At 67.7% G+C, this 26,971-nt stretch carries 21 protein-coding genes; 8 read left to right on the top strand and 13 right to left on the bottom strand.

What is annotated here, in order from left to right:
* The first annotated feature begins 129 nt into the window (after positions 1 to 129).
* Positions 130 to 2,055: a sensor histidine kinase gene (locus tag ACFFJ7_RS14000; protein ID WP_377593376.1), complete on the top strand. Its 1,926-nt coding sequence runs from the start codon at positions 130 to 132 to the stop codon at positions 2,053 to 2,055.
* Positions 2,042 to 3,403, top strand: a complete 1,362-nt coding sequence (locus ACFFJ7_RS13995) for a sigma-54-dependent transcriptional regulator (protein WP_377593090.1) — start codon at positions 2,042 to 2,044, stop codon at positions 3,401 to 3,403. The genes ACFFJ7_RS14000 and ACFFJ7_RS13995 overlap by 14 nt, the downstream gene beginning before the upstream one ends.
* 79 nt (positions 3,404 to 3,482) lie before the next feature.
* Here ACFFJ7_RS13995 and mepA read toward each other — a convergent pair whose 3' ends face one another.
* The 4 genes from mepA to ACFFJ7_RS13975 all read right to left on the bottom strand — a co-directional run bounded on the left by mepA (position 3,483) and on the right by ACFFJ7_RS13975 (position 11,264).
* Positions 3,483 to 4,415 (bottom strand): penicillin-insensitive murein endopeptidase, encoded by a 933-nt coding sequence (gene mepA / locus ACFFJ7_RS13990; RefSeq protein ID WP_377593089.1) that lies wholly within the window; start codon positions 4,413 to 4,415, stop codon positions 3,483 to 3,485.
* A 168-nt stretch (positions 4,416 to 4,583) separates the two neighbouring features.
* The gene (locus ACFFJ7_RS13985; protein WP_377593088.1) at positions 4,584 to 8,441 is read right to left on the bottom strand and encodes an ExeM/NucH family extracellular endonuclease; all 3,858 of its coding nucleotides are present in this window, start codon (positions 8,439 to 8,441) and stop codon (positions 4,584 to 4,586) included.
* A 148-nt stretch (positions 8,442 to 8,589) separates the two neighbouring features.
* Positions 8,590 to 9,732: an alpha-hydroxy acid oxidase gene (locus tag ACFFJ7_RS13980; protein ID WP_377593086.1), complete on the bottom strand. Its 1,143-nt coding sequence runs from the start codon at positions 9,730 to 9,732 to the stop codon at positions 8,590 to 8,592.
* Between the two features lie 119 nt (positions 9,733 to 9,851).
* Positions 9,852 to 11,264, bottom strand: a complete 1,413-nt coding sequence (locus ACFFJ7_RS13975) for an FAD-binding oxidoreductase (RefSeq protein ID WP_377593085.1) — start codon at positions 11,262 to 11,264, stop codon at positions 9,852 to 9,854.
* A 136-nt stretch (positions 11,265 to 11,400) separates the two neighbouring features.
* Between ACFFJ7_RS13975 and ACFFJ7_RS13970 the strand changes: the two genes are divergently transcribed.
* Positions 11,401 to 12,099: a GntR family transcriptional regulator gene (locus ACFFJ7_RS13970; RefSeq protein WP_166952320.1), complete on the top strand. Its 699-nt coding sequence runs from the start codon at positions 11,401 to 11,403 to the stop codon at positions 12,097 to 12,099.
* A 31-nt stretch (positions 12,100 to 12,130) separates the two neighbouring features.
* Here ACFFJ7_RS13970 and ACFFJ7_RS13965 read toward each other — a convergent pair whose 3' ends face one another.
* From ACFFJ7_RS13965 to ACFFJ7_RS13945, 5 genes are read right to left on the bottom strand one after another with little or no spacing between them, the layout of a single operon-like run.
* A complete protein-coding gene (locus ACFFJ7_RS13965; protein WP_377593084.1) occupies positions 12,131 to 12,886 on the bottom strand; it encodes an aspartate/glutamate racemase family protein in 756 nt (251 codons plus the stop codon).
* A 57-nt stretch (positions 12,887 to 12,943) separates the two neighbouring features.
* Complete coding sequence (locus tag ACFFJ7_RS13960) at positions 12,944 to 14,194, bottom strand: NAD(P)/FAD-dependent oxidoreductase (RefSeq protein WP_377593083.1); 1,251 nt, start codon at positions 14,192 to 14,194, stop codon at positions 12,944 to 12,946.
* On the bottom strand, positions 14,191 to 15,435 hold the full coding sequence (locus ACFFJ7_RS13955) for a pyridoxal phosphate-dependent aminotransferase (RefSeq protein WP_377593082.1): 1,245 nt from the start codon (positions 15,433 to 15,435) through the stop codon (positions 14,191 to 14,193). Before ACFFJ7_RS13955 ends, ACFFJ7_RS13960 begins: the two co-directional genes overlap by 4 nt.
* A 26-nt stretch (positions 15,436 to 15,461) precedes the next feature.
* Complete coding sequence (locus ACFFJ7_RS13950; protein ID WP_377593081.1) at positions 15,462 to 15,812, bottom strand: RidA family protein; 351 nt, start codon at positions 15,810 to 15,812, stop codon at positions 15,462 to 15,464.
* Entirely contained in the window at positions 15,809 to 16,747 is a 939-nt protein-coding gene (locus tag ACFFJ7_RS13945) for an NAD(P)-dependent oxidoreductase (protein WP_377593374.1), read from the bottom strand. Before ACFFJ7_RS13945 ends, ACFFJ7_RS13950 begins: the two co-directional genes overlap by 4 nt.
* A gap of 353 nt (positions 16,748 to 17,100) precedes the next feature.
* Here ACFFJ7_RS13945 and ACFFJ7_RS13940 point away from each other — a divergent pair, with 353 nt between their 5' ends.
* From ACFFJ7_RS13940 to ACFFJ7_RS13920, 5 genes are all read left to right on the top strand, one after another.
* Positions 17,101 to 17,943, top strand: coding sequence for a transporter substrate-binding domain-containing protein (locus ACFFJ7_RS13940; RefSeq protein ID WP_166952336.1), 843 nt, complete (start codon positions 17,101 to 17,103; stop codon positions 17,941 to 17,943).
* A 13-nt stretch (positions 17,944 to 17,956) separates the two neighbouring features.
* A complete protein-coding gene (locus ACFFJ7_RS13935) occupies positions 17,957 to 18,619 on the top strand; it encodes an amino acid ABC transporter permease (protein WP_166952339.1) in 663 nt (220 codons plus the stop codon).
* Positions 18,616 to 19,389, top strand: coding sequence for an amino acid ABC transporter ATP-binding protein (locus ACFFJ7_RS13930; protein ID WP_208394187.1), 774 nt, complete (start codon positions 18,616 to 18,618; stop codon positions 19,387 to 19,389). The genes ACFFJ7_RS13935 and ACFFJ7_RS13930 overlap by 4 nt, the downstream gene beginning before the upstream one ends.
* A 45-nt stretch (positions 19,390 to 19,434) precedes the next feature.
* Positions 19,435 to 21,126: a thiamine pyrophosphate-binding protein gene (locus ACFFJ7_RS13925; protein WP_377593080.1), complete on the top strand. Its 1,692-nt coding sequence runs from the start codon at positions 19,435 to 19,437 to the stop codon at positions 21,124 to 21,126.
* A 151-nt stretch (positions 21,127 to 21,277) separates the two neighbouring features.
* Complete coding sequence (locus ACFFJ7_RS13920; protein ID WP_377593079.1) at positions 21,278 to 22,120, top strand: PfkB family carbohydrate kinase; 843 nt, start codon at positions 21,278 to 21,280, stop codon at positions 22,118 to 22,120.
* Between the two features lie 9 nt (positions 22,121 to 22,129).
* Here the strand turns inward: ACFFJ7_RS13920 and pap are convergent, their stop codons facing one another.
* The 4 genes from pap to ACFFJ7_RS13900 form a co-directional block, all read right to left on the bottom strand.
* On the bottom strand, positions 22,130 to 23,638 hold the full coding sequence (gene pap, locus ACFFJ7_RS13915) for a polyphosphate:AMP phosphotransferase (protein ID WP_377593078.1): 1,509 nt from the start codon (positions 23,636 to 23,638) through the stop codon (positions 22,130 to 22,132).
* A gap of 98 nt (positions 23,639 to 23,736) precedes the next feature.
* On the bottom strand, positions 23,737 to 25,572 hold the full coding sequence (locus ACFFJ7_RS13910; RefSeq protein WP_166952351.1) for a V-type ATP synthase subunit A: 1,836 nt from the start codon (positions 25,570 to 25,572) through the stop codon (positions 23,737 to 23,739).
* Positions 25,569 to 26,267, bottom strand: a complete 699-nt coding sequence (locus ACFFJ7_RS13905) for a hypothetical protein (RefSeq protein ID WP_377593077.1) — start codon at positions 26,265 to 26,267, stop codon at positions 25,569 to 25,571. The genes ACFFJ7_RS13910 and ACFFJ7_RS13905 overlap by 4 nt, the downstream gene beginning before the upstream one ends.
* The gene (locus ACFFJ7_RS13900) at positions 26,264 to 26,956 is read right to left on the bottom strand and encodes a hypothetical protein (RefSeq protein WP_166952357.1); all 693 of its coding nucleotides are present in this window, start codon (positions 26,954 to 26,956) and stop codon (positions 26,264 to 26,266) included. The genes ACFFJ7_RS13905 and ACFFJ7_RS13900 overlap by 4 nt, the downstream gene beginning before the upstream one ends.
* Between the last annotated feature and the right edge of the window lie 15 nt (positions 26,957 to 26,971).

The following is a 26,971-nucleotide window of genomic DNA, read 5'->3' as shown; positions in this document are numbered from 1 at the left end:
ACAAACAAAATGAGTATTATGTATCTGATAATGTTATATAATTTCTAGAATCACGATTATTCGCTTGCTATTTGTGCGGAAAATCGCTCTCAGTAGATGTTCTATTGTCCGAGATTTCGCACAGTGCCCATGGACAGCTCGCTCGTCACCTCGTTCCGGCAGGCGGCCCGCAGGCCGCTCGGCCTGCTGCGCGGCAGGCCGGGTTTCGTATGGGTCGTCTACGCGGTGGCGGCGGCCCTGCTGCTCGCCGCCGCGCTGTCGGTCGGCGGCGAGCGGGGCCGTGCCCGCGCCTATGCCGCGCTCGGCGACCGGGCCCGCCACACGGCGGTGATCAACGCCGCCCTCCTGCGCACCGTGCTGGAGAAGCAGCGGTCCCTCCCCTTCGTGCTGACGCAGGACGCCGAGGTGCAGGCGGCGCTGGCCGACGAGAACCCCGCGCGGCTGCAGGCGCTCAATGTCAAATTCGAGACGCTCGCGGAAGGCACGCGGGCATCCGTCATCTATCTCCTGAACAGGAGCGGCCTGACGCTCGCGGCGAGCAACTGGCGCACGCCCATCAGCTTTGTCGGCAACGATTACAGCTTCCGCCCCTATTTTCTCGACGCCCTCGGCCGGGGCGCGGCCGAGTATTACGCGCTCGGCACGGCCAGCCGCGTGCCCGGCCTCTACATCACCCGCCGGATCGAGGGGCCTGGCGGTGTGACGGGCGTCGTCGTCGTCAAGGTGCAGTTCGATCAGGTGGAGGAGGACTGGCGCAACGCGCCCGAGATATCCTACGTCAGCGACGCGCATGACGTGGTCGTGGTTTCCCGGGTTCCCGAGTGGCGCTTCCGGACGATCGCCACGATTGCGGAGAGCGACAAGCAGGCGCTGCGCAAGAGCCTGCAGTTCGGCGATGCGCCGCTGACGCCGGTGCCGGTCACACCGGTCGTCGCCGCCGGAACGCCGGACATCGTTACCGCGCTGCTGCCGGGTGCGGCGGCGCCGTCGCGATTCCTGCGGACCCGCGTTCCCGTGCCCTCCACGCAATGGACGCTGCACCTGCTCGCCGCCGTGGACCGGGAGGCGAAAGCCGCCGCCTACGAAGGACGCCTGACCGCGACCGCCCTCGTCGCCCCGCTGCTGGCGGCGGCGGGCTGGCTCGTGCACCGCCACAACCGCAACCAGCGGCGCGCCGCCGAGAGCGAGGCGGCGCGGGCCGAGCTGGAACGGCGCGTCCGCGACCGCACGCGCGAACTCAGCACGGCCAACGAAAGGCTCCAGTCGGAGGTGCTGCAGCGGCAGGAGGCCGTCACCCGCCTGCAGGAGATGCGGGAAGAACTGGCGCAGGCCAACCGGCTCGCCATCCTCGGGCAGGTGTCGGCCGGCATCGCGCACGACATCAACCAGCCGACCGCCGCCATCCGCAGCTATGCCGACAATGCGCAAGTCCTGCTGCAGCGCAACAGGAACGAGGCCGTGCGGGAGAACCTCGCCGCCATCGCCTCGCTGACGCAGCGCATCAGCACCATCATGGAGGACCTGCGTGCCTTCGCGCGCCGGCGCACCGGCGGCCTGGAGGCGACCGCCGTCACGCAATCCATCGAGGGCGCGCTGCTGCTGCTGCACAACCGGTTGCGGCAACAGGGCGTGGAGATGGTGTGCAACATGCCGCCGCAGGAGGTGAAGGTCGTCGGCAACCGCATCCGGCTGGAGCAGGTGCTCGTCAACCTCATGCAGAACGCCATCGAGGCAATGGAAGGCAGGCCGGGAAGCCGGCTGGAGCTGGACTGGCGCACGCAGGAGAACGAGGTGCTGCTAAGCGTCCGCGACAACGGCCCGGGCATCCCCGACGAGGTCATGCAGCGCCTGTTCACCCCCTTCACCACGACCAAGCAGGACGGGCTCGGCCTTGGCCACGTCATCTGCAACGACATCGTTACCGCTTTCGGCGGTTCTCTCGATGTCGAGAGTTCCCCCGAGCGGGGAACGTGTTTCACCATTCATCTCAAGCGTATCGAAGATGCCGAGAGCGCGCGGGAGCAGAGCGGACGGACAGACCATGAGCCGGAGTGACGCGGAAGCGGGCGAGCGGATCGACGTGGCTTTCGTCGACGACGACGCCGAGGTGAGGCGGGCGAACGTGCAGACGCTCGAACTGGCGGGGCTGGACGTCCGGCCGTTCGAGACGGGCGCGCAGCTGGTGGCGGCCATCGACGCCGGCTTTCCCGGCGCCGTCGTCACCGATGTCCGCATGCCGGGCATGGACGGCTTCCAGCTGTTCCGCCGCCTGCGCGAGATCGACGCCGATATCCCGGTCATCCTGATTACCGGCCATGGCGACATCGATATGGCGGTGGAGGCCATGCACAAGGGCGCCTACGACTTCATCGCCAAGCCTTATTCCGCCGACCGTCTCGTGCAGAGCGTGCAGCGCGCGGTGGAGAAACGTCGGCTGGTGCTCGAAAACCGGCGGCTGCGCGACGCCGCCGCCCACGCGCAGGAGGACGTGCCGCTGATCGGCCAGACACCCGTCATGGAGCGGCTGCGCCAGACGCTGCGCCAGATCGCCATCGCCGATGTCGACGTCCTCGTCAACGGCGAAACGGGCAGCGGCAAGGAAGTGGCGGCGGAACTGCTGCACCGCTGGAGCCGCCGGCGCGAGGGGCGCTTCGTCGCCCTCAACTGCGGCGCGCTGCCCGAAAACGTCATCGAGAGCGAACTCTTCGGCCACGAGGCAGGCGCCTTCACCGGCGCGCTGAAGAAGCGCATCGGCCACGTCGAGTATTCCAGCGGCGGGACGCTGTTCCTCGACGAGATCGAGAGCATGCCCCTCGCCGCGCAGGCGAAGCTGCTGCGCGTGCTCGAAAAGCGGGAGGTCGTGCCGCTCGGCGGCAACGAAAGCCGCCAGCTCGACCTGCGCGTGATCGCGGCCGCCAAGATCGATCTCGGCGATCCCGCCGTCCGCGGCGATTTTCGGGAAGATCTCTATTTCCGGCTCAACGTCGTCAGCGTGACCATCCCGCCGCTGCGCGAGCGGCGCGACGACATCCCGCTGCTCTTCGTGCACTTCCTCAACCGGGCCGCCGCGCGCTTCGGGATCGAGCCGCCCGACGTGACGCCGGCATTGCGGGAGTTTCTGAGCACGCATCCCTGGCCCGGCAATGTGCGGGAACTCGCCCACGCCGCCGAGCGGTACGCGCTCGGGCTGCTCGACGTCCCTGCGTGGCGGGACGAGGCGGAAAGCGACGAGAAGTTCAGCCTGCCCCGCCAGATGGAGCTTTACGAGGCCGAGCTTATCCGCAAGGCGCTCAAGGAGAGCAAGGGCAACGCGAAGGCCGCCATCGACGCGCTCGGCATCCCGCGCAAGACATTCTACGACAAGCTGCAGCGCCACGGGCTGGTGAGAAGCGACTTCGTCTAGAATCTGTCCTGTTTACGTTGAAACAGGACAGATTCCAGTGACTATGGACAGGGCCTGAATGAGATCAAGCTGCCCGGGTTCAGGGCGCCTCCAGCACGGCGCGGCACTGCGGCGGCAGGTCGGCGAGCCGCAGCGGCGGAGGCGGCGGCGCCTGCTTCTTGGGCCGGCGCGCCTCATCCGAGAACCACCAGGCGAGTTCCTTGCCGCACCCGTCGTCGGCCGGCGGCGGGTCCTGGTTACGGCAGGCGGCGCTGCCGCGCGGGCAGGCGAGCCGGATGTGGAAATGGTAGTTGTGGCCCGGCGCCGGCCGGACCTTCGACAACCAGCGACGATCGCCGTCCGCCTCGCGGCAGAGCGCCTTCTTGATGGCCGGGTTGACAAACAGGCGCGCCACCTCCGGCCGGCCGGCCACATAGCGCAGCAGCCTGTGATGGGCGGCGGTCCAGCGGCCGGGGTCGATGTCGTTCCAGTCACCGGCGACGACATTGGTCGCGGACAGATTGTCCCGCTCGCTGACGGCGAGGCGGCGCGAGGGCGCCGGCGTGAGCCAGATATCGGCATCGATGCCGATCTGGTGCGAGGCGTGGCCCGTCAGCATGGGGCCGCCGCGCGGCTGGCCGATATCGCCGACGAGCAGGCCCGACCAGCCGGCAGCAGCCGGCGCACCCGCCGCGATCTTCTCGATGAAGGTGATCAGGGAAGGATGCCCGAAGGCGCGGTTACGCGAGGGCCGCATCACCTGCCACGTCGCTCCGTCGGCAGGCAGCTCGACCGCACCGGCGACGCATCCCTTCGAGTAAAACCCGTAGACCTGCGCCGGACCGCCCGAGGGTGTTTCCACCTGCCCGAACAGCCGCCGCGCGGCATCGCCGGGCAGCGTTTTCAGAACCGCCTGCCGGCGGGCTGCCTCCTGCCGGGCATTGTCCTGCGCCATGGCGGGCGAGAGTAAGCCGCCGGCGGTGACAGCGGCCGACAGGAGAATGCTGAACAGAAAGGTGCTGCTTGGACGCATCGGAGACGAAGCCCATGGATCGATGGCATTGCCGCAACTCTGGCAGCATCGCCGCCCGCACGCAACGGCCCATGCCGCAACGCATGTGGAAGACGGTGCGGGGCGGCATCCGTTCCAGCCGGATGCCGCCCCGCGGTTATGCGATCAGGACGTTCGGATCGCCTTCGATCAGGCGTAGAAAACCGACGGCGCCGAGAGATCGAGGCCGATGAGCAGCGGATCGTGGTCCGACGTCGCGAACACGTCGTCGTTGTAGAAGCGCGGGTCCTTGTACTGGCTGGAATAGCTCAGCAGGTCGGGCTCCTGCGCGTTGATGTGCCACTCGGTCACGCCCGTGACCTGCCCGGCGAGGGAGTTGTTCGCCAGCCCCTGATCCAGCGTGCCGCGCTGGCCGTTGAACAGGTAGCTGAAGGCCTGATCCTGCCCGATGAAGGCGTCGATCAGATCCGTGAAGCCGGCGTTCCGCAGCGCGGTGACCGGATCTTCCTTCGCGTAGGAGTTGAGATCGCCGATGATGAGCGCGTCCGGATCGACGATGCCGTGCTTCGCGAAGTAACCGTCCGGGTTGGTGATATCGAGCCACTCGGCGAGCTGGTGGGCGGTTGCGGTACGGGTAGCGTTGAAGGCGCCCTGTCCGTCGCCCTTGTCGGCATCGGCGCCGGTGCCGGTGCCGCTCTTCGACTTGAAGTGGTTAACGGCGACCGTGAACTGCTCACCCGTGCCGACTTCCTCGAAGGTGGCGGTGACGGCGGGACGGGTGCTCTGCTGGCCGCCTTCGTCGAAGGTGTAGATGTCGCTCGCCACGACGCTGACCTCGTTCGTCTTGTAGATGAGGCCGGTGGTGATGGCGTCGGTGCCGATGAAGCCATCGGAGCCCTGCGCGGTCGGGTTGACGAAGGCGTAGGTCGTACCGGCCGGCGCCTTCGCGTTGAGGCCGTTGACCAGCGCGACGATGGCCGAGTCGCTGTCGAAGCCGTTGTTCTCCAGCTCCTGCAGACCGAAGACGCTGGCGTCGATCTTCAGCATCGCCTCGACGATCTTGTCGAGCTGGCGCTGCAGGTCGCCTTCGGTCGTCGCGCCGCGCGGCGTGAGGTTGTTCGGGCCGGAGCCGTTGCCGGAACCGTTGTTGAGCGTGGTGAAGAAGTTCAGCAGGTTGAAGCTCGACACCGTCAGCCTGCCGCCGACGTCCTCCGGCGTTTGCTCGCGGGCGCCGCCGTTGGTGGCTTCATCGATCGGCAGGGTACCATTCACCAGCAGCTTGAACTCATCGAAGCTGTAGGTGAGCACGCCGGACACGGAACCGGTCAGTTCCGCGCCCACGCGCAGCGTGGGACCGTTTTCGGTGAACGTATCACCGGCATCGATGTAACCGTTGCCGTTGTCGCCGGTGCTGGCCGGCGCGTACGGGAAGTGCGTGGGGTTCTGGGCGGAGTTGCCGTCGTCGATCTTGAAGCGGTTGTTGGCGTTGTCCTGCTGCAGCGCCTTGATCTCGTCGAGCTGCGTGTTCGGGTTGTAGATCTGCGTCGGCTGCACCTGCGCGCCGGCGGAGACGACGATCTCGCCGTAACGGTCGAAATCGTAGTTCTCGATGATGGTGAGCGGCTCGCTCGTGCCGGTTTTCAGCGTGACCGCCATGCCCTCGTACTGTTCGAGGTCGGCGACGAAATCGGGCGACAGCTCGATGACCGCCGGGGTCGGCTGGGCATTGTGCTGCGAGAGCGTGACGATCTTCGTCACGTCCTTGATCTGGGTCAGGTTGTAGTACTCGGCGACCGTGCCGGAAACATCGATGTGATCGCCGACGGCGACGCCGGACGCGGAGCCGGTGTAGACGAAGATGCCTTCCGACGTGCGCACGTCGGCATCCGCGTCGGAGTCCTCCTCCTGAAGGAAGAAGCCGTCGCCGGTCGTGTAGGTCACAATGGCAGAGACAAGCACGTACTTGCCTTCATAGGTGCTGGCGGTCGCGGTGCCCTGGATCTGCGAGATCAGCAGCGACTGCGGTTCGCCCGGGTTGGGCTCACCGCCGTTGCCGTCGTTGGCCGCGCCCTTCGTGGCCTCCTTCGGGCCGGTCCAGTCCGTAGGGCCGTCGCCCGTGCGCTGCAGCGACTGGCCGACCGGCGTGCTGGAACCTTCCTGAACGCCGATATCGGTCGATGTCTGCCCGTTGGCGGTGCCGTCCGTCGCGGTGAGCGTGCCTTCGTAGGACAGGAACTCGATCACCTTGCCGCCGCGCGACAGCGCGAAACCGTCCGGCGAGCCGTTCTGGATGCCATCGGTGGGCAGGCTCCAGACGTAGTAGTCGTAGGTGCCGTCAGTGGTCTTGGTAAGAGCCGCAACGGACGTCGAACCGTAAACGCGGCCGTTGGCGCCGTTGTAAAGCTCGACCGTCAGGTCTGACACGCTCTCGCCCGCCGCGACGCGGATCTCGATGAACTCGCCCGTGTCCGAGCCGGCGTTGTCGTAGTGCACCTCGTTGATGCGGGGCGCGATCTGAGGCGCGACGCCGTCATTCGAGGTGCCTTTGGTGCTCTCCGTCGGACCGGTCCAGTCCGTCGGGCCATCGCCCGTGCGCTGCAGCGACTGGCCGACCGGCGTGTTGGATGCTTCCTCGACACCGATGTCGATCGAGGTCAGGCCGTTGGCGATGCCGTTCACGGCCTTGAAGCTGCCCTCGTAGGACAGGAACTCGATCACCTGGTTGCCGCGCGACAGAGCGAAACCGTCCGGCGAGCCGTTCTGGATGCCGTTGGCCGGCAGCGACCAGACATAATAGTCATACGTGCCGTCGGTGGTCTTCGTCAGGCTCGCGACCGAGGCCGAATCGTAGACCTTACCGTCGTTGCCGTTGTAAAGCTCGATCGTCAGGTTCGACACGCTCTCGCCCGCCGCAACGCGGATCTCGATGAATTCGCCCGTATCCGTGCCGGCGTTGTCATAGTGCACCTCGTTGATGCGGGGCGCGATCTGCGGGGCGACGGCGTCGTCGACGCCGTTGATGGTAACGGTGATCTGCTGCGCGGTGCCGTCCTCGGTCAGCACCGTAAAGGTGTCGGTCAGGCTCTCGCCGTCGTCCAGCGCGTCCACGGCGGCATTGGCGTTGTCGAGCGTGTAGGTCCACTTGCCGTCCGCGGTGATGCTGTAGACGCCGTAGCCGGCGGCGCTCGCCCGGCCGGCGACAGCCTGGAAGCCGCTGCCGTTGTCGACGTCGTTGGAGGTCAGCTGGCCCGACGCCGAGGGCGTGCCGGGGTTGACGGGCGACGCCTCGGTCACGGTGCCGGCGAGATCGCCCGTCACGACAGCCGCGTCGTTCGCGCCATGGACGGTCACCGTCACGGTCGCGGTGTCGATGCCGCCCTTGCCGTCATCGACGGTGTAGGTAAAGGTATCCGTCGCGGTCTGGCCGACGTTGAGATACTGGAAGACGTTGCCGGGGTTGTACGTGACGACGCCGCCGACGAGCGTCACGGCGGCGCCCGCCGCGCTCTGCGACGAGACGGCGGTGACGGAGAGCTTGTCGCCTTCGTAGTCCCAGTCGTTGGCGAGCAGCGTGGCCGCCTGGATGGTGAGCGCGCTGTCCTCGCCGGTCGCACCCACGTCGTCGCGCGCCAGCACGGCGTTGTTGCGGCCGTCGAGATAGAGCGTGTAGTCGTCCGCGTCGAAGCGCAGCGCCTCGACGTTCTGGAGCGTGTCCTGATCGCCGTTGGCGAGATCGGTGACGATGTAGCGGCGCGCGAACAGGAAGGGCTGGCGGCCGAGGGCGATGGTGTAGTCGGCGACATGGCCGCTGTAGTAGGCGATGTCGAAGCCGCCGCCGCCGTCGATCGTGTCGCTGCCCGCGCCGCCGTCGATGATGTCGTTGCCCTGACCGGCGGAAATAATGTCGTTGCCTTCCATCCCGCTGATAGCGTCGTCACCGCCGAAGCCGTATATCCGATCGTTGCGCCAGCTACCCGTGAGGACATTGGAGCCGGCGTCGCCGAAACGGAATGCCGGGAAAAACGAGATAAACGAAGAGAACGACATATCGCTAACCTTATTTTGAGAAGGCAATAGCGGGGGATTCCCCCGAAGGTGAGTCGGGAGTCACTAGCATGCGTCGGTGACAACAGGTTAACTGTCGGTCATGAATGCCGGCTGCTTGTTGCGGGAAAGTGCGCAGCCGGCAACGGCATCACGGCGCGCGGTCGATGATGTCCGCGTCGACGGTGCGGATGTCCCGCCGTCCGCACAGCGCCATCGAGACGTCGAGTTCGTGCCGGATGATCTCCAGCGCCCGCGTCACGCCCGCCCGTCCGCCGGCGCCGAGGCCGTAGAGGAATGGCCGGCCGATCCAGGCGCCCTTCGCGCCGAGCGCGACCGCCTTCAGCACGTCCTGCCCCGAGCGCACGCCGCCGTCCATGTGCACCTCGATACGGTCGCCCACGGCCTCGACGATCGCCGGCAGCGCGGAGATCGAGGAGCGCGCGCCGTCGAGCTGGCGGCCACCGTGGTTCGACACGATGATGGCGTCGGCCCCGGTATCAGCGGCCATCCGCGCGTCCTCCGGGTCGAGAATGCCCTTGAGGATGAGCTTGCCGCCCCATTTTTCCTTGATCCACGCCACGTCCGCCCACGACAACCGTGGGTCGAACTGCTCCGCCGTCCATGCCGAGAGCGAGGATATGTCGCCGACATTGCGCGCGTGGCCGACGATGTTGCCGAAGGTGCGGTTCTTCGTGCCCAGCATCTCGAACGCCCAGGCCGGGCGGGTCGCCACCTGCCAGATGTGCTTCGGGGTGAACTTCGGCGGCGTTGAGAGGCCGTTGCGCACGTCCTTGTGCCGCTGGCCGAGAATCTGAAGGTCGAGGGTGAGCACCAGCGCCCCGCATTTCGCGGCCTTCGCGCGGTCGATCAGCCGCTCGATGAAATCGCGGTCGCGCATCACGTAGAGCTGAAACCAGAATGGCTTCGTGGTCGCAGCCGCGACGGACTCGATGGAACACACGCTCATGGTGGAGAGGCAGAACGGCACGCCGAACGCCTCCGCCGCCTGCGCGGCGAGGATTTCGCCGTCGGCGTGCTGCATGCCCGTCAGCCCCGTGGGCGACAGCGCCAACGGCATGGCGACGGGCTGGCCGGCCATTTCCGAAGCCAGCGAGCGGTCCGTCATGTCCACGAGCACGCGCTGGCGCAGGCGTATCCGGGCGAAGTCCGCCTCGTTCGCGCGGTAGGTGCTTTCCGTCCAGGCGCCCGAATCGGCGTAATCGAAGAACATCTTCGGCACCCTGCGGCGGGCCCGTTCCTTCAGATCGGCGATGGTCAGCGCTGTTTCCATTGTCTTCTCCCTTCCAGGCGCCCGGCATTCCGGAACCCGGGATGACCCGCGCCCCGGCGATGCCTTTACCGCCATATCATGAAGAATTTGGACCGTCCCGGGCCAACGCAGGAAAGCGCTCAGCCGCGATCCCGCCGCGGCAGGACCTTGCCGGGATTGAGCAGCCCGGCCGGGTCCAGCGTCTGCTTCAGCGCGGCGGAGAGCGCCTGCTCGGCGGGCGTCTTCGTCCGCAGCCATTCGCCGACGCGGTACTGCCCGAGCCCGTGCTCGGCGGAGATGGACCCGCCGTGCCGCAGGACGGCGTCATGCACGGTGCGGTTGATCGCCGCGCCGTCGTCGCCGGGCCCCGCCATGATGACATTGTAGTGGAGATTGCCATCGCCGAGATGGCCGAAGACGTTGAGCCGCAGCGCCGGCGAGAGCTCCTCCAGCGCCTTGCCGGCGTCGGTCAGAAAGGCGGGAATGGCCGTGACAGGCACGGAGATGTCGTGCTTGACGCTGCGCCCTTCCCGGCCCTCGGCCTCGGTGATGCGCTCACGAATCTCCCACAGCGCCCGCGCCTGTTGCTGGCTGGCGGCCGCGACGCCATCGACGGCGAGGCCGCTCTCGAACGCCTCCGCCAGCAGCGATTCGACCGCCTCACCGATCCCGGCGAGGGAGGATGCGCCTTCCAGCAGGATGAACCATTGCCCGCCGCTGGCCGGGCTCTTGAGGCCGAAATGCTTTTCCTGCAGGCCGACCGACGTGGCGGAAATCAGCTCGAAAGCCGACAGCGTGTCGCCGATGCGGCTCTGGGCGAGACTGTAGAAGGCGAGCGCCGCGTCGATGTCCGGCACGGCGATGAACGCGGTGACGCTGTGCTGCGGCGCCGGCACGAGCCGCAGGACGGCGGCCGTCACGATGCCGAGCGTGCCTTCCGAGCCGATGAAAAGCTGCTTCCAGTCGTAGCCGGCGTTGTCCTTGCGCAGGCGCCGCAGGCCATTCACCACCGTGCCATCCGCCAGCACGACCTCAAGGCCGAGGACCAGCGCGCGCGTCATGCCGTAGCGCAGAACGTTCACACCCCCTGCGTTGGTGGAGACGATGCCGCCGATGGTTGCCGAGCCTTCCGCCCCGATGCCGGTCGGGAACATGCGGCCCTGCTCCAGCGCCGCCTCCCTCACCGTCTGCAGGATGGCGCCGGCCTCGACCTCCATGGTCATGCCGACGGGATCGAGCGCGCGGATACACGCCATGCGCTGGAGCGACAGGACCACCTCGCCGCCGCTGCCGTCGGGCGTGGCGCCGCCGGCGAGACCCGTGTTGCCGCCTTGCGGCACGACGGCCGCGCCGTGGCGGGCGCAGGCGCGGACGATGTCCGCCACCTCCTGCGTGGCGGCGGGACGCACGACGCAAAGCGGCGTGCCGAAGAACATCCGCCGCCAGTCGACGGCGTAGGGTTCCATGTCCGCCGCGTCGGTCAGCACCGCGCCGGGCCCTGCGATGGCGATCAGTTCATCGACGAGCGCCGTGCGCCCGGTTTGCGTGGTCATTCCTGCATATCTCCTGCCTGCGTCGTTCCCCTGCCCGCCGGCCGCCGCCCGGCGCCAGTTGCGATCCGTTTTAGTCCTTTCCCCCGCATGGCCGGACGATGTATGGTATTCCGGCTTGAATGCAGGGAGATTCTGTATGGTAACCGGCGAGCCTGGCTCGGACAGTATCGTAGACCGGGTCTATGAGCAGCTTAAATCCATGGCGATCCAGTTCGAGTTCAAACCCGGCGAGCGGTTGAACGAGGGCGACATATCGAAACGCCTCGGCGTCAGCCGCACCCCGCTGCGCGAGGCCCTCAACCGGCTGAAGACGGAAGGCTTCCTGCGCTTTTCGCCCGGCAAGGGCTTCTTCTGTCGGGAACTCGACGCCCACGACATCTTCGACCTCTACGAACTGCGCAAGGCGATCGAGGTCGCGGCCGTGCGGCTCGCGGTGAAGCGGGCGCGCGACGAGGACATCGACGACCTGCTGGCCTTTCTGGATGCGACCGGCCCCGATCCGGGGGAGCGGACGACGATGGAACTCGTCGCCCTCGACGAAAAGTTCCACGAGGGGCTGATGGCGACATCCGGCAACGCGGAGATGCTGCGCGTGCTGCGCAACATCAACGCGCGCATCCGCTTCGTCCGCTGGATCGACATGGACCGCATCAACCGTTCCAAGACGCAGTCCGAACACCGCGCCGTTCTCCTCAGTCTCAAGGAGCGTAACGAGGAAGCCTGCGCGGCCTTGCTGCAAACGCATATCGACCGCCGCTTCGACGAGATCAACGCCTCCATCAAGGAAGGCTACGCCCAGATCTACATGCCCGTCGCCGCCGTCACGCGGCGCTGACGGCGGCGCGGCGGCAGGTGGCGGGAGAGAATCAGAAGCGGCGGGGCCGCAGGCCGGCGTGAAACCACGTGATCATCGAATAGATGTCATAGACCGGGAGGCCCACCGCCTCCTGCAACGCGGCGGCGTAGGGCGGCATGTTGGTGCATTCGAGAACGATGGCACCGACATCCGGATTGTTCGCGACGAGCTGCCGCCCGGCGTCCACGACGTCGGCCTCGGCGAGCGCGATGTCGAGATCATCCTTCTCGGCCTTGATGAGCACCCGGAAGAACTCGCGACCGTTCTCCGTGCCGACGAGCGGCGTGTCGAGCGGCACGCCCGCGCCCGCGAGATGGGCTGGCGACAGCGACGATCCGCTGACCGTAACGACGCCGACGCGCTTGCCCGGCGGCAGCGTCGCCTGCACCCAGGGCACCTGCATCAGCGAGGAAGTCGCGACCGGCACGCCGACCGCCGCCGCCAGTTCCTTCTGGAACAGCGCGAGAAAGCCGCAGTTGGTGGTGATCGCCTCCGCGCCCAGCCGGACGAGGTCCTGCGCCGCCTCGACGAAATCGGGCAGCAGCCCCGCCGCGCCGTTCAGCACGACCTTTTCCGGGCTCGCGCCGCGCACCACCCGGTAGAGCACCGGGAACGGCCATGTCGTGCCGTTGCCCATGTCGCCGGAAATGCGGGGAAAGCGCGCTTCCAGCATCAGGATGCCCAGCGGCGCGCCATAAATGGCCTTGCCACCCCGGGCAATCCGTGCGCCCGGCGCCTCGGCCGGCGTGGTTGAAGGGGAATTCATCGCGATGATCCTTTTCGTGACTGCGGGGAGCCATCCGGCTCCCCCGGCGCGGCGCGCTCAGAGATAGCGGCCCGGCGAGAAGGGGCCGACCGGAATTTCCGGCTCGCGTCCATCGATGAGTTGCGCGACGAGCCGGCCCGTGCGCGCGGAACCGGCGAGGCCGACATGGCCGTGGCCGAAGGCGTAGACGACGGCGTTGCAACGCCGGGCATGGCCGATGCAGGGCCGGCCGTCCGGCATGCTCGGGCGGTCGCCGACCCACACCTTCGCCTTCGATGCATCGGCATCCGGAAACAGGCGGGAGAGATGGTCGCGCAGAATCCCGGCGCGTTTCCAGTCGGGCGCGGCGCCGACGCCGGCGAACTCCACCTGCCCGGCACCCCGCAGGCCCATGGCCATGGGGTTGATGACCATCTTCACATCGGAGGCCATGAACGAACGCCGCAGGCCCGTCGCCGCGCCCTCGAATGTGACGTGATAACCCCGCTCCGCCTCCAGCGGCAGCGAATCGCCAAGCGCGGCGGCGAGCGGCTTCGAGCGGATGCCGGCGGCGACGACCGCGGCGTCGCACGGAATTTCGCCGGCGTCCGTGCGCACGGCGGCAAGCCGCTCGCCCTCGAAGCGAAAGCCCGAGGCGCTCGCCCGACGCAGCACCGCGCCGCGCTGCCCGGCGAGGGTGGCGAGGGCGGCGATATAGGCGCCCGGATCGAGGCAGCGCCCGGCATCCGGCACCAGCGCCGCGAAGCCGTAACGCGCCGGCAGGGCCGGCTCCTCGGCGCGCAGCGCATCGCCCGACAGTTCCTGCCACGCGATGCCGTTGGCGCGCCGCACCGACCAGGCGAAGCCGTCCGCCTCGAACGCGGCCCGCGACGGATAGACGTGCAGGGTGCCGTTGTGCTCGATGAGATGGCCGACGCCCGCCTCCGCCGCCAGCATGCCATGCAGCTGTGGCGCATCCGCCAGCAGCAGCCGCAGCGCCCGGGCGGTTTCATGGACGCGCGCCGGCGTCCAGCCCGACAGCAAGTACTTCACCAGCCACGGCAGGATGCGGGGAAAATACGACCAGCGAATCGACAGCGGCCCCAGCGGGTCCGCCAGATAGGACGGCACCTTCTTCCACACGCCGGGCTCGGCCGGCGGAAGGACCGATTGCACGGAGAGCCAGCCGGCGTTGCCGTAGCTTGCCGCCTGCTCGCCTCCCGCCGCGCCCGGATCGACGAGCGTCACCGCGTGCCCTGCCCGCAGCAGTTCCAGCGCGCTGATCGTGCCGATCGCGCCCGCGCCGATGACGACGACATGCCGCGTCATGACAGCACCCGGCAGGCGGCGGCGATACGATCGCAGGCCTCGCGCAGGCTCGCCTCGGACGCCGCGTAGGAAATGCGGAAATAGGGCGCCAGGCCGAAGCAGCTCCCCGGCACCACCGCGACGTCCACCGCGTCGAGAAGATAACGGCAGAAGGCGCTGTCGCTGTCGATCGCGGTGCCGTCCGGCGTGTGGCGGCCCAACAGGCCGGCGCAGCTCGCGAAGGTGTAGAACGCCCCCTCGGGCCGGCGGCAGGCGATGCCCTCGATGGCGTTCAGCCGCTCGACGACCAGATCGCGCCGCACGCGGAACGCCTCGCGCCGTTGCGCCAGGACGTCCTGCGGCCCGGTCAGCGCCTCGACGGCCGCCGCCTGGCTGATGGAACAGGGGTTGGACGTACTCTGACTCTGCACCACAGCCATCGCCGCAATCAGCTCCCGCGGGCCGCCGCCGTATCCGATACGCCAGCCCGTCATCGCATAAGCCTTCGACACGCCGTTCACGGTCAGCGTCCGCTCCCGCAGGGCGGGTTCGAGCTGGGCGCCGGTGACGAACGGCAGGTCATCGTAGACCAGATGCTCGTAGATGTCGTCGGACAACAGCCAGACATGCGGATGGCGCCGGAGCACCTCCAGAAGCGGCCGCAACTGCGCCTCGCTATAGGCCGCGCCGCTCGGGTTGGATGGCGAGTTCAGCAGCAGCCAGCGCGTACGCGGCGTGATCGCCCGCTCCAGATCGGCGGCATCGAGGCGGAAGCCGTTGTCCTCCCGTCCCGGCACCGCGACCGGCACACCTTCGGCGATGGTCACCATGTCCGCGTAGGACGTCCAGTAGGGCGCAGCGAGAATCACTTCGTCGCCGGGATCGAGCGTCGCCATGAAGGCGTTGTGGATGACCTGCTTCCCGCCCGCGCCGACGGTGATCTCGTCCAGCGCGTAGTCGAGACCGTTGTCGCGGCGGAACTTGGCGGCGATTGCGGCCTTGAGTTCTGGCGTACCGTCGAGGATGGTGTATTTCGTCGCACCCGCGCCGATGGCCCGCACGGCGGCGGCCTTGACGTTGTCGGGCGTGTCGAAGTCCGGCTCACCGGCACCCAGCACGATGACCGGCCGCCCCTCGCGCCGGCGCTGAGCGGCGGTAGCGCCGATGCGCAGGATTTCCGACACGCTGATGGCGCCAATGCGCTTCGCCCGCCGAAACTCCGTGGCGGAATGCGCCGTACCATCCGCAGCAGATAGGCTCATGACAGCAACTCCCTTCGCCGCGCCTTTCAGCGGGACGCCACCACGATCAGCTCGACGCGCCAGGCCGGGTCCGCCAGCACCACGACGGCGCAGGCGCGGCAGGGTTGCGCGCCCGGCGTCACCCAGGCGTCCCACACCGCGTTGAAGGCCTCGTAGTCATCGAGCGACTGCAGCCAGATGGTGACGCTCAGCACCCGCGACTTGTCGGTGCCGGCCGCCGCCAGCAGCGCGTCGACCTTGGCGAACGCCTGCCGGGCCTGCGCGGTAATGTCGGCGTCCCGGTCGTCAGCAACCTGCCCGGCGAGAAACACGAGGCTGTCGGTGGCGGAGGCGCGGCTGCGCCGGGCGTTGGCGTCGATGCGGACGATGTCGGTCATGATGGTTCCCCGGTTGTTGCGGCCGCGCTGCCCACGATGCGCCGGCAGTGGTCGAGCGCGGCGTCGATGAGGTTGTCGCTCGCTTCCGGCGTGCGGAAAGCGGAATGGGCGGAAAGGGTGACATTGTCGAGCGTGGTGAACACATGCCCGGCCGGCAGCGGCTCCACGGTGAACACGTCGAGGCCGGCATGGCGCACATGGCCGGATCGCAGCGCATCGACGAGCGCCTCCTCGTCCACCAGCGCGCCACGCGCGGTATTGACGAGAATGACGCCCGGCTTGAGAGCGGCGATCTTCTCGCGCGAGATGAGGCCGCGCGTCTCGTCGTTCAGCAGCAGATGCAGCGACAGCACATCGGCCTGTGCCAGCACCTCGTCGAGCGGCAGGAAGGTGACGCCGGGGAAGGTCTTGGGCGAGCGGTTCCACGCCACGACCCGGAGGCCGGAGCCGAGGGCAATGCGCGCCACCTCCGCGGCGATGCCGCCGAAGCCGACGAGCCCCAGCGTCTTGCCCGTGAGCTGCACGGCATCCGTCCGCAACCAGTTGCCGGCGCGCATTTCACGGTCCATCAGCGTGAAGCTTCTGGCAGCCGCCCACATCAGCGCGATGGCGCATTCGGCCACCGCCGTGTCGCCGTAGCCGCTGATGGTGTGGACCGCGATGCCGGCCTCCGCCAGCTCCTCCACATTCATGTAGCTGCGCGCCCCGGTGCCGAGAAACACCACATGGCGAAGACCGGCACACTGGCGCGCGACGTCGGTCGGCAGGTGGGTATGATCGATGATGGCGATTTCGGCATCGCCGAGCACGCCGGGCAGCTCCGCGGGCGTGATGGCGGGCTGACGATTGACCGCGACCGACAGATCCCCCGGACGCAGGCGCCGCGCAACGACGGCCGACAGGGTTTCGTTGGCATCCACGAATACAGCGCGCAAGACCTTCTCCCTCTGCAAGACCTTCTCCATCTTGTGATTCCATCCCCGGTGCCCGGGGCGGCGCGGCCGGCTTCCCTCGCATCGGCGATCGCGCGTCCATTTAGTGCTCAGACTTGTATACACTCCTGAATTTCATTGACAAGGCTAAAAACGGCACGCGAACTGCGTGCCTGAAAAATAGGCAGCGCGATAATTCTTTCGCATGCGGAAAACACTCCGCGATTAAAATACTGACTTGAATTTCATCCTGAATGCAGGAATAATTTTCCTGCTGGCGAACGGCGGCGCCTCCGCGCGGACAAACCCGGACGCGGCCGCTTTCAGGGCCAACAAGCAACAGAGGGACCGTTCACATGCATCGCAGAAACATATTGACCGCGCTGGCGCTGGGTGCTGGCGCCGCCGCCGTGGCATCGAAACCGGCGGAGGCGCAGACGGCGTCCGGCGGCTCGACCTTCGAACGCATCAAGAGCACGGGGGTGTTGCGTGTCGGCGCCATCGTCGGGCAGGAGCCTTACTTCCACAAGGACCTCGCCAGCGGAGAATGGTCCGGCGCCTGCATCAGCATGGCGAAGGACATCGCGAGCAAGCTCAACGCGCGCATCGAGATCGTGGAATCGACCTGGGGCAGCCAGGTGCTGGACCTGCAAGGCAACAAGATCGACCTCGCCTTCGCGGTGAACCCCACGCCGGAGCGTGCGCTTGTCGTGGACTTCACCACGCCGATTCTCGTCCACTCGTTCATGGTGATCACCGGCAAGAAATTCGCCAAGCCGGAGACGTGGCAGGACCTCAACAAGCCGGAGGTGAAGATCGCCGTCGATACGGGCTCGACCCACGAGCTGATCGCCCGCCGCTACGCCCCCAAGGCCACGATATCGAGCCTCAAGAACCGCGACGAGGCGATCCTCGCCGTCGCCACGGGCCGGGCGGACTGCAACGTGTCGCTGACAGTGCTCGCGCTCACCACGCTGAAGAAGAACCCGAACCTGGGCGGTATCGCGCTCCCGCGACCGGTTCTCACGCTGCCCACGAATATCGCCCTGCGCGCGGACAAGGACCAGTTCTTCGCCCGCTTCCTGAGCATATGGGCCGACTACAACCGCTCCATCGGCCAGACGCGGGAATGGCTGCTGGAAGGCTTCGCCATCCTTGGCCTGACGGCTGCGGATTTGCCGCCTGAAGTGCAGTTCTGACAGGTCGCACAATATGTATTCATGGGATTTTTCGGCGCTTCAGCCCTATTGGGGGCTGATCTGGAACGGGCTTGGCACGACGGTCATCTACACGCTCGTCACGGTCGCCGCGGGCGCGGCCATCGGCCTCGTCGTCGGGATACTGCGCCTCAACGCCGCGCGCTGGCTGGACATCCTGCTGAGGGCCTACATCGAGGTGTTCCGCTGCACGCCGCTGCTGGTGCAGCTCGTGTGGGTCTATTACGCGCTGCCGGTGCTGATCGGCGTGGACATGTCCGCGGCCACGGCCTGTTTCATCACGCTCTCGCTCTATGCGGGTTCGTTCTATGCCGAAATCTTCCGTGGCGGCATCCTGGCCGTCGACAAGGGACAGTGGGAGGCCGGTAGGGCCATCGGCATGCGCCGGGGAAAAATTTTCCGGCGCATCATCCTGCCGCAGGCCGTACAGGTGATGATCCCCTCCCTGATCAACCAGACGGTCCTGCAGCTCAAGAACACATCGCTGGTATCCGTCGTCGCGGTGAGCGACCTGCTCTATCAGGGCTCGGTCATCACGGCGGCGAGCTACCGCCCGCTGGAGGTCTATACGGTCATCGCCGTGCTCTACTTCGCCGTCCTGTTTCCGCTGACGCTCGTCGCGGACCGCATCGAAGCCAGAATGGGAGCGCACAAATGAACGGTCAGCAACGGCCCATTCTCGTCGCCGAGGGCATCCACAAGTCCTTCGGCAACCTGCACGTTCTCAAGGGGGCGTCGCTCAAGGTCGCGCCCGGCGAGGTGGTCACGCTCATCGGCGCGAGCGGCTCGGGCAAATCGACGTTCCTGCGCTGCATGAACCTGCTGGAGACGCCGCAGGACGGCTTTCTGGAGATCAACGGCCGCCGCTTCGGCTTTTCGCAGACCGGCGCGCCGCCGCGCGACCGCGAACTCGTCGCGCTGCGCCGCGATGTCGGCATGGTTTTCCAGCACTTCAACCTGTTTCCGCACATGAAGGTGATCGACAACATCATCGAGGGGCCGGTTCAGGCGAAGGGCATCCCGATCGGCGAGGCGCGCGAACATGCGCTCGACCTGCTGTCGAAGGTGGGGCTCGCCGACAAGGCGGACGTCTTTCCCTCCAAGCTTTCGGGCGGGCAGAAGCAGCGCGTGGCCATTGCCCGCGCCCTCGCCATGAAGCCCGACATCATGCTGTTCGACGAGCCGACCTCGGCGCTCGACCCCGAACTGGTGGGAGAGGTGCTGGGCGTCATCAGCGACCTCGCCCGCGACGGCATGACCATGATCCTCGTCACGCACGAAATGGGCTTCGCGGCGGATGTCTCCACCCGCGTCGGATTCATGAACAACGGCGTCATGGCGGAAATTGGCACGCCGGACGAAATCCTGCACCATCCGAAAAACGAGCGGCTCCGGAGCTTTCTCAACCGCTTTCACGCCAACCGCTGACGGGACGGCCAGGTCGTTTCCGCTCAATCTCGGGATTTCAGTACAATGAACATAACGAAAGGGAAGCGCAACGGCGGGCAGATACTCGTCGATGCGTTGCGCATTCACGGGGTGGACCGCGCATTCTGCGTGCCGGGGGAAAGCTATCTGGCCGTGCTCGATGCCCTCCATGACGCGCGCGACGCCGTCGAGCTGATCGTCTGCCGGCAGGAGGGCGGCGCGTGCTACATGGCGGAGGCCTACGGAAAGCTGACGGGCAAGCCCGGCATCTGCTTCGTCACCCGCGGGCCGGGCGCGACGAACGCCTCCATCGGCGTCCACACCGCCTTTCAGGACTCGACGCCGCTCATCCTCTTCATCGGTCAGGTCGCGCGCGATCAGGCCGAACGGGAGGCGTTTCAGGAGATCGACTACCGCCACATGTTCGGGCATCTGGCGAAATGGGTGGTGGAGATCGACGCCGCCGAGCGGATTCCGGAACTCGTGAGCCAGGCGTTCCACCGCGCGGTCAACGGGCGCCCCGGCCCCGTCGTGGTCGCGCTGCCCGAGGACATGCTGACGGATCTCGCGGAAGCGCGCGACGCGCCCGCCTATGTCCGCACCGAAATCCATCCCGGTCCCGACCAGTTGCAGGAGTTGCACGGACACCTGCAACAGGCGCAGCGCCCCCTCGTCGTCGTGGGCGGCGGCGGGTGGTCGCAGCAGTCCGTCGCCGACATCCGCGCCTTCAGCGAGGTGGCGGGCCTGCCGGTCGCGGCCTCCTTCCGCTGTCAGGACCTCTTCGACAACACGCATCCGCACTACGCGGGCGACCTCGGCATCGCGGCCGGGCCCGGGCTTCTTGAGCGGGTCAGGAACAGCGACCTGCTGATCGCGGTCGGCGCCCGCCTCGGCGAGATGACGACGGGCGGCTACACGCTGCTCGACATTCCGGTGCCCCGCCAGCCGCTGGTGCACGTGCATCCGGGCGCGGAGGAACTGGGGCGCGTCTATCACCCGACGCTTGCCATCAACGCCAGCGTCGGCGCCTTCGCCCGGCGCGCGGCGGCGCTCGCGCCCGTCGACTGGTCATACCGGGAGGCGTGGCTGCGGGGGGCGAACGCGGACTATCTGGACAACCTCGCGCATCCGCGCGTTCCCGGCAACGTGCAGATGGGTGACATCATGGCGTGGCTGCGCGCGCACCTGCCCGCCGACGCCATCCTGACGACGGGCGCCGGGAACTACTCGTCCTGGGCACATCGTTTCTACCAGTACCGCACCTACCGCACGCAGCTCGGGCCGACGAACGGCTCCATGGGCTACGGCGTGCCGGCGGCCATCGCCGCCAAGCTCACCGACCGCGCGCGGACGGTGGTCGCCTTCGCCGGCGACGGCTGCTTCCTGATGAACGGGCAGGAGCTGGCGACGGCGGCGCAGTACGACGCGCGCATCATCGTGCTCGTCATCAACAACGGCATGTACGGCACCATCCGCATGCATCAGGAGCGCCACTATCCCGGGCGCGTCTCCGGAACGCAGCTCACCAACCCGGATTTCGCGGCCCTTGCCCGGGCCTACGGCCTGCACGGCGAAACGGTGGAGGACACCGCCGCCTTCGCCCCCGCTTTCGAACGCGCCGAACAGTCCGGCAAGCCCGCGCTGATCGAAATCCGCATCGATCCCGAGGCGCTGACACCGCGCCAGAGCCTGAGCCAGATTCGCGAGCAGGCGCTCGCGAAGGGCGGCGCGGCCTGAGGCGGAAAACAGCGGGATCGGGAGGGTGCCTCGCCGAAAAGCCCTCCCGGTCCCTCGCTTCCTCGCGCCGGGTTCTGTATCTTGCACCCGGGTGCCCTGCCGGCATGGCATCCGGACGCAAAATCGCGATGCGACCGGCGAGCGGCGTGCAATGGCCAGAATACTAGTTTTGGGACATGTCCATCACGACCGGGTGTGGCGGCTCGACAGGCCTCTCGTGTCCGGCGCGCGCCTCCACTGGCAGACGCGGGAAACACGGCTCGGTGGTGGCGGCTTCAACACAGCCAGCGCACTGCGCAGCCTCGGTCATGACGTCGTACTGGCCACGGCGCTGACGGACGACGCCGGCGGGCACGCGGCCATCGCCGCGCTGCGCCGGCTGGGCATCGATACGCGCCATGTCCGGCTCGTCGCGGGTGAGACGCAGCTTGTGGAAATCCTTCTCGATCCAGAGGGCGAGCGGACGATCGTCTTCTCCGCCAGCCACGTCCGCCCCGCGATACGGGTGCCGGCGAACGCGGATTTCGACGCAGCCTACATCAACGCGCGGGCCTATGACGAAGCCGGCCTCGCGGCGCTCGAAAGCCTGCCGCTGGTCGTGGCGCAGTTTCCCCTGTCACAGGCCATGCCAATGCCCGCGACCGTCGTGGTGGGATCGCGGGCGGACCTCGCGCCACGTGCCGCGCCCGACCTGTGGCCGGCGGCGGAGAGGGTCACCGGCGGGCGGGCGGAGTGGCTCGTGCTGACGGACGGGCCAGGCCCGGTCACGGTCACGGACGGCCGGAGCGAAGCTCTCGCCCCCGTGCCGCGCCGCCTCGACCTGCCGGACATGACAGGCGCGGGCGACTGCTTCGCCGCCGGCCTCGTCGCCGCGCTCGCCGGGCGCTCGGCTCTCGACATGGGTCTCCTGCTGGAAGCGGCCGGCGAGGCGAACGCCGCCACGGCGCGCCTGCTGGCCGACCGTGACCGCGTCTTGCCACCCGTCCTTCTTTGACCCGGAACGCTACGACAGCGCGAGTTCCAGGCGATCGGCGACCGTGTTCAGCACTGTGACACGTGCGTAGCGCTTGTCGACGGCGGGCACCAGCGTCCATGGCGCGAACGGCGTGGATGTGCGGTCCACCATGTCGGTGACGGCTTCCTCGTAAAGATCCCACTTCTCGCGGTTGCGCCAGTCCTCATCCGTGATCTTGAACTGCTTGTAGGGCGTGTCCGCACGCTCCTCGAAGCGGCGAAGCTGCTCTTCCGGGCTGATCGCCAGCCAGAACTTGAGGACGATATAGCCGTTGCGCGTCAACTGGCGCTCGAAGGCGTTGATCTCCCCGTAGGCGCGCGTCCAGTCCGCGACCGAGGCAAAGCCCTCGACGCGCTCCACGAGCACGCGGCCATACCAGCTACGGTCGAAAACAGCCGTCCTGCCTCTGCGCGGGATGTTGCGCCAGAATCGCCAGAGATAGGGACGGGCGAGTTCCTCGTCGGACGGAGCGGCGACGGCGTGCACGCGGAAGTCGCGCGGGTCGAGCGCCTGCCGGAGGCGGCGGATGCAGCCGCCCTTGCCGGCAGCGTCGTTGCCCTCGAACACACAGACGAGGCCGCGTTTGCGGAACGCCTCGGACGAGGTCAGCTCGAAGATGCGGCGCTGATCCTCCCTGAGGCGGTGCTTGTAGTCCTTCGGATCGACGGTCTTCGTCAGATCGATGGCGCCGACGATCGATGGGCGCGGCAGCGGCCGTGTGGCGACCGGGGAGAGCACCTCGGCCCCCGGCGTCGCCTCGGCCGGAGCCTTCGGTTCGGCAGCCGCGAAAGTTGCGCGCATGAGGGCCAGCAGCGCCCGGCCGACGGCAACGTCGCGGTAGCGGGCGTCGGCGGCGGGCACGACGACCCACGGCACCGCATCCGGCGAGACGAGCTGGGCCACTTCCTTCGCGGCCTCATGCAGGCGCTTCTTGTTGTGGGCGGCCGGCACGTCCGCCCATTCCTGCACCAGCGGGTGGCCGAAGCCGCTTTTGCCGCGCGCCTTGCGATAGCGCCGCTCGGCCTCATCCGGATTGAGGTGCAGCCACAGCTTGAGCACGCGGACTCCTTCATGGCCCAGCATGGTCTCATGCTCGCGCGCCACCGCCACGGAGCCGAGAAAACCCTCGCGGTTCAGATGGCCGAGCGCCCGCTCGCGCAACATCAAATGATACCACGAGCCCAGCACGGCGGCGACGCGCCCCTTGGCCGGCACGCCGCGCCAGTAGTACCATTCCTTCGGCCAGTCGTTATTGGTTTTGTCGCGGATATCGATGCCGATCGTTTCGAGATAGCGCGGGTCGAGCCACTCGTAGAGCCGGTTCAGCACCTCGCCCTTCCCGGCGCCGTCGGCGCCGTTGATCAGGATCATGATGCTGTGGGTGCCGCGCTCCTGCATCTCCCGCTGGGCATCGAGCAGCTCGTTACGAAGCTGCGCCTCGATTTCCTTGAACTCCTCCTTGCCCAGCTTGTGTTCCAGCCTGACTGAATCGAACACGGTTCTCCCCCTTTCTTGTTATTGAGCCGGGAAAATTTCTTCATGTTAAAGCGCGTTCCGATCAGATGGAAGCATCTGATCGGAACGCGCTTTAGGCGTCAACTAACCGGTGCGGCGGCGTCGAGCTTCGCGATTTCGTCGAGCAGGCGCGTGGCCTCGTTGGATCCGGGCGCGGCGTAGTTGTAGTTCTTGAACAGGCCGGTAAGCTTCGTGAAATGGCGGCGCACCGCGTCCTTGTCCTCGAAGCCGTAGGGGCGGGTGGCGACGGAGTAGACGAGCGAGAACAGCTCCTTCTGCCGCTCCGGCGAGGCCGAGGAGTCAATCGGGTCGAAGGCGTCCTGCTGGAGGAATACCATGTCGACGAAGCGCGCCGCCTCGGCGGTGACGAAGTCGTCGGTGCTGATGCCCTCCTCGCCCGCCACCTGCTCCATGCGGGCGATCTCGTCGCCGCGCCGCAGCAGTTCGATGAGTTCGGTCACCTGCCCGCTCCAGCCGGCGCCCATGTGCTCCGTGTACCAGCCTTCGAGCTGCTGCCGGTAGCGCGACCACGACTGCAACGGGTCGATGGCCGGATAGAAGCGCTTGTAGGCGCGGTCGTAGGACAGGCCGAGAAAGCACTTGACGGCGGCGAGCGTCGACTGCGTCACCGGCTCCTCGAAATTGCCGCCCGCGGGCGACACCGCGCCGATGATGGTCAGCGCCCCCTTGTCGCCGTCGTTGGTGGCGAGCACGCCGGCGCGCTCATAGACGCCCTTGATCGCGCTGTCGAGATAGGCGGGGAAGGCTTCCTCGCCGGGGATTTCCTCCAGACGCCCGGAAATCTCGCGCATGGCCTGCGCCCAGCGCGACGAACTGTCGGCGATCATCAGGGTGCGCAGGCCCATCTGGCGGTAGTACTCGCCGATAGTAATGCCTGTGTAGATCGAGGCCTCGCGCGAGGCGACCGGCATCGACGACGTGTTGCACACGATCACCGTGCGGTCCATCAGCGAGTTGCCAGTGCGCGGGTCGGTGAGCTGCGGAAACTCGGTGATCGTCTCCACGACCTCGCCGGCGCGCTCGCCGCAGGCGACGAGAATGACCACGTCGACATCGGAATGGCGGGCGAGGAGGTTGAGCAGCACCGTCTTGCCCGCGCCGAACGGGCCGGGGATGCAGGCCGCCCCGCCCTGCACGACGGGGAAGAAGGCGTCGATGATGCGCTGGGTCGTCACCATCGGCTCGTGCGGATAGAGACGGGTGGAATAGCCCTTCGCCAGCAGCCGGCGCGGCAGCGCCTCGCGCACGGGCCACTCCTGCTCCATGGTGATGGTGCGGCTCGCGCCCGAATCCGCCTTGAGGCGCGCGAGCGGTTCGTCGATGGTCATGGAGCCGTCGCGGATCCAGTCGATCGTCACCGTCTCGTCGAGACCGAACGGCACCATGATCTTGTGGGTGATCGGCCCTTCCGGCACGAGGCCGAGCACGTCGCCCGCCTTCACCCTGTCGCCGACCCGCCGCGTGGCGGTGAAGGCCCATTTCGCTACCCTGTCGAGGCCCGGCACCTCGACGCCGCGCGGCAGGAACACGCCATGCCCTGCCGCCAGCCCTTCCAGCGGATTCTGGAGGCCGTCGTAGACCTGTCCCAGCAGGCCGGGGCCGAGGCGGATCGACAACTGGCGGCCAGTCTGCTCAACGGGGTCGCCGAGGCCGACGCCGACCGTGCTCTCGAACACCTGCGCGTCGGCGGTGTCACCCTGCACGCGCAGCACCTCGCCCTTCAGCCGCTGGTCAGGCGCGCGGGCGGGACGGATGTAGATCACCTCGTTCTTCACCAGGCGGCCCTCGTCGGGGTCGTTCAGCCGCAGGCGGATGATGTCCTCCTGCACCGCGACCACGGTCGCCGTCGGCGTCGCGACGCGGGATGAGCTGTCGGCGGAAACTGGTCCGGTCATATCACGGCCTCGCGGTTGGGAAGGGCGTCGTCGAGCGCCTCGTCGAGCAGGCGGGTGAAGCGCGATGTGGCGGCGGCGGTGTCGTATTGCGCCCAGTTGTTCACGATGGCCCAACGCAGCAGATAGATGGCGACGGCTTCGATATCGAAGGAATGCGCATCCGCGTAACGCCCGGCCGCGGTCCATACCGCCTGCAGGATCACCCGTTCGAGGCCGGCGGTGTCGCCGCTCTCCAGCTTCTCGCGCGCCAGCCCCACCCACGGAAAGGCGCGCGCGATGCCGAAAGCCGGGTCGCTCCAGTTGGCGCGGATCGTGTTCACGAAGCGGCCGTAGCCCCAGCGCACATGGGCGGCGGGCGCATCCTCCCCGGCGTGCCGGCGGCGCAGGGCGGCGATGACGGTGCGGATTTCCAGCCTGTCACGCACCAGATCGCGCAGAACGTCGCTCTCCAGCGAGGCAACCACCTGCTCCGCGCGCGCAAGCACGGTCGCGTCCTCGTCCTCCGCCTGGATGCGCTCCCACGCGATGATGCCGGCCATGGCCTCCAGCTGCGCCCGGTCCTGCGGCGTCAGCATCGCCAGCCGCTCCTCGATCTGAAGCCAGTTTATCGGCGGGGATTGCGCCTCCAGGAACCCGCCAAGATCGGGCAGGCTCGCCACCAGCATGACGTAGGGGTCCGCCCGCGACCCGTTCATTTCACGACGCCTTCCAGCAGCGCGCGGAATCGCGGCTGCAGATGGGCGAGGATCATGTCCGCCACCGCCTGATCCGTGAGATCGACGGAGACGCCCCTGTCCAGAAGCTGGATGCGCAGCCCGCCGGCATCGTCGTCCGCGCGCGCGAAGGTCACGCCCTCGCGCAGCATGGCGGCGGCGGAGGCGGCGGCGAAATGCGTCAGCGATCCCTCCTTCAGCTCCTCGGGCCGGCGGCGCAATTCGTCGAGCCCCACGGCCGCGCGCGGCAGCTGGAACACCACTTCCTGCGAGCGGTCCACGCCCGCCTCCTCCCGCACGCGCCCGGCGACGGCCAGGATCATGCGTTTCAGCAGCTCCTCGTCGCGCATGGCGGCGGAAACCGTCTTGGCGACGTCGCCCGCGAAACGGCGCGAGAGATAGTCCTTGAGGTCCAGCACGGTATCGCGGGCGGCGGCCTTCAGCGCATCCTCGCCGGCGCGCTGAAGGTTGGCGGCCTCGCGGCGTGCCTTTTCCAGCATGCCGGCGGCCTGCTCCTCCGCCTCTTCGACGGTGGCGCGGGCCAGCACCTGCGCCTCGCCGACGATGCGCTCCGCCTCGGTGCGGCCGGCACCCACGCCCTCATCCCGCAGGCGGGCGATCAGCGCCTCGACGCCCGATGCCGTGCGCTGCGCTCCTGTCTTTTCAGCCATGTGGCTCCCCTCCCC

Source organism: Pseudochelatococcus lubricantis, from assembly GCF_042432495.1.
In the GTDB taxonomy this organism is placed as follows: domain Bacteria; phylum Pseudomonadota; class Alphaproteobacteria; order Rhizobiales; family Beijerinckiaceae; genus Pseudochelatococcus; species Pseudochelatococcus lubricantis.
This window is presented reverse-complemented; position numbering and strand designations above follow the sequence as displayed.

What these genes read in the sequence shown, in the direction of transcription:
- ACFFJ7_RS13980 (WP_377593086.1), bottom strand. Translation starts at nt 9,732, where the DNA reads ATGGAAACAGCGCTGACCATCGCCGATCTGAAGGAACGGGCCCGCCGC.
- ACFFJ7_RS13955 (WP_377593082.1), bottom strand. Translation starts at nt 15,435, where the DNA reads ATGAGCCTATCTGCTGCGGATGGTACGGCGCATTCCGCCACGGAGTTT.
- ACFFJ7_RS13935 (WP_166952339.1), top strand. Translation starts at nt 17,957, where the DNA reads ATGTATTCATGGGATTTTTCGGCGCTTCAGCCCTATTGGGGGCTGATC.
- ACFFJ7_RS13925 (WP_377593080.1), top strand. Translation starts at nt 19,435, where the DNA reads ATGAACATAACGAAAGGGAAGCGCAACGGCGGGCAGATACTCGTCGAT.
- ACFFJ7_RS13985 (WP_377593088.1), bottom strand. Translation starts at nt 8,441, where the DNA reads ATGTCGTTCTCTTCGTTTATCTCGTTTTTCCCGGCATTCCGTTTCGGC.
- ACFFJ7_RS13905 (WP_377593077.1), bottom strand. Translation starts at nt 26,267, where the DNA reads ATGAACGGGTCGCGGGCGGACCCCTACGTCATGCTGGTGGCGAGCCTG.
- ACFFJ7_RS13910 (WP_166952351.1), bottom strand. Translation starts at nt 25,572, where the DNA reads ATGACCGGACCAGTTTCCGCCGACAGCTCATCCCGCGTCGCGACGCCG.
- ACFFJ7_RS13950 (WP_377593081.1), bottom strand. Translation starts at nt 15,812, where the DNA reads ATGACCGACATCGTCCGCATCGACGCCAACGCCCGGCGCAGCCGCGCC.
- ACFFJ7_RS13965 (WP_377593084.1), bottom strand. Translation starts at nt 12,886, where the DNA reads ATGAATTCCCCTTCAACCACGCCGGCCGAGGCGCCGGGCGCACGGATT.
- ACFFJ7_RS13970 (WP_166952320.1), top strand. Translation starts at nt 11,401, where the DNA reads ATGGTAACCGGCGAGCCTGGCTCGGACAGTATCGTAGACCGGGTCTAT.
- ACFFJ7_RS14000 (WP_377593376.1), top strand. Translation starts at nt 130, where the DNA reads ATGGACAGCTCGCTCGTCACCTCGTTCCGGCAGGCGGCCCGCAGGCCG.
- ACFFJ7_RS13920 (WP_377593079.1), top strand. Translation starts at nt 21,278, where the DNA reads ATGGCCAGAATACTAGTTTTGGGACATGTCCATCACGACCGGGTGTGG.
- mepA (WP_377593089.1), bottom strand. Translation starts at nt 4,415, where the DNA reads ATGCGTCCAAGCAGCACCTTTCTGTTCAGCATTCTCCTGTCGGCCGCT.
- ACFFJ7_RS13975 (WP_377593085.1), bottom strand. Translation starts at nt 11,264, where the DNA reads ATGACCACGCAAACCGGGCGCACGGCGCTCGTCGATGAACTGATCGCC.
- ACFFJ7_RS13900 (WP_166952357.1), bottom strand. Translation starts at nt 26,956, where the DNA reads ATGGCTGAAAAGACAGGAGCGCAGCGCACGGCATCGGGCGTCGAGGCG.
- ACFFJ7_RS13960 (WP_377593083.1), bottom strand. Translation starts at nt 14,194, where the DNA reads ATGACGCGGCATGTCGTCGTCATCGGCGCGGGCGCGATCGGCACGATC.
- ACFFJ7_RS13995 (WP_377593090.1), top strand. Translation starts at nt 2,042, where the DNA reads ATGAGCCGGAGTGACGCGGAAGCGGGCGAGCGGATCGACGTGGCTTTC.
- ACFFJ7_RS13930 (WP_208394187.1), top strand. Translation starts at nt 18,616, where the DNA reads ATGAACGGTCAGCAACGGCCCATTCTCGTCGCCGAGGGCATCCACAAG.
- ACFFJ7_RS13940 (WP_166952336.1), top strand. Translation starts at nt 17,101, where the DNA reads ATGCATCGCAGAAACATATTGACCGCGCTGGCGCTGGGTGCTGGCGCC.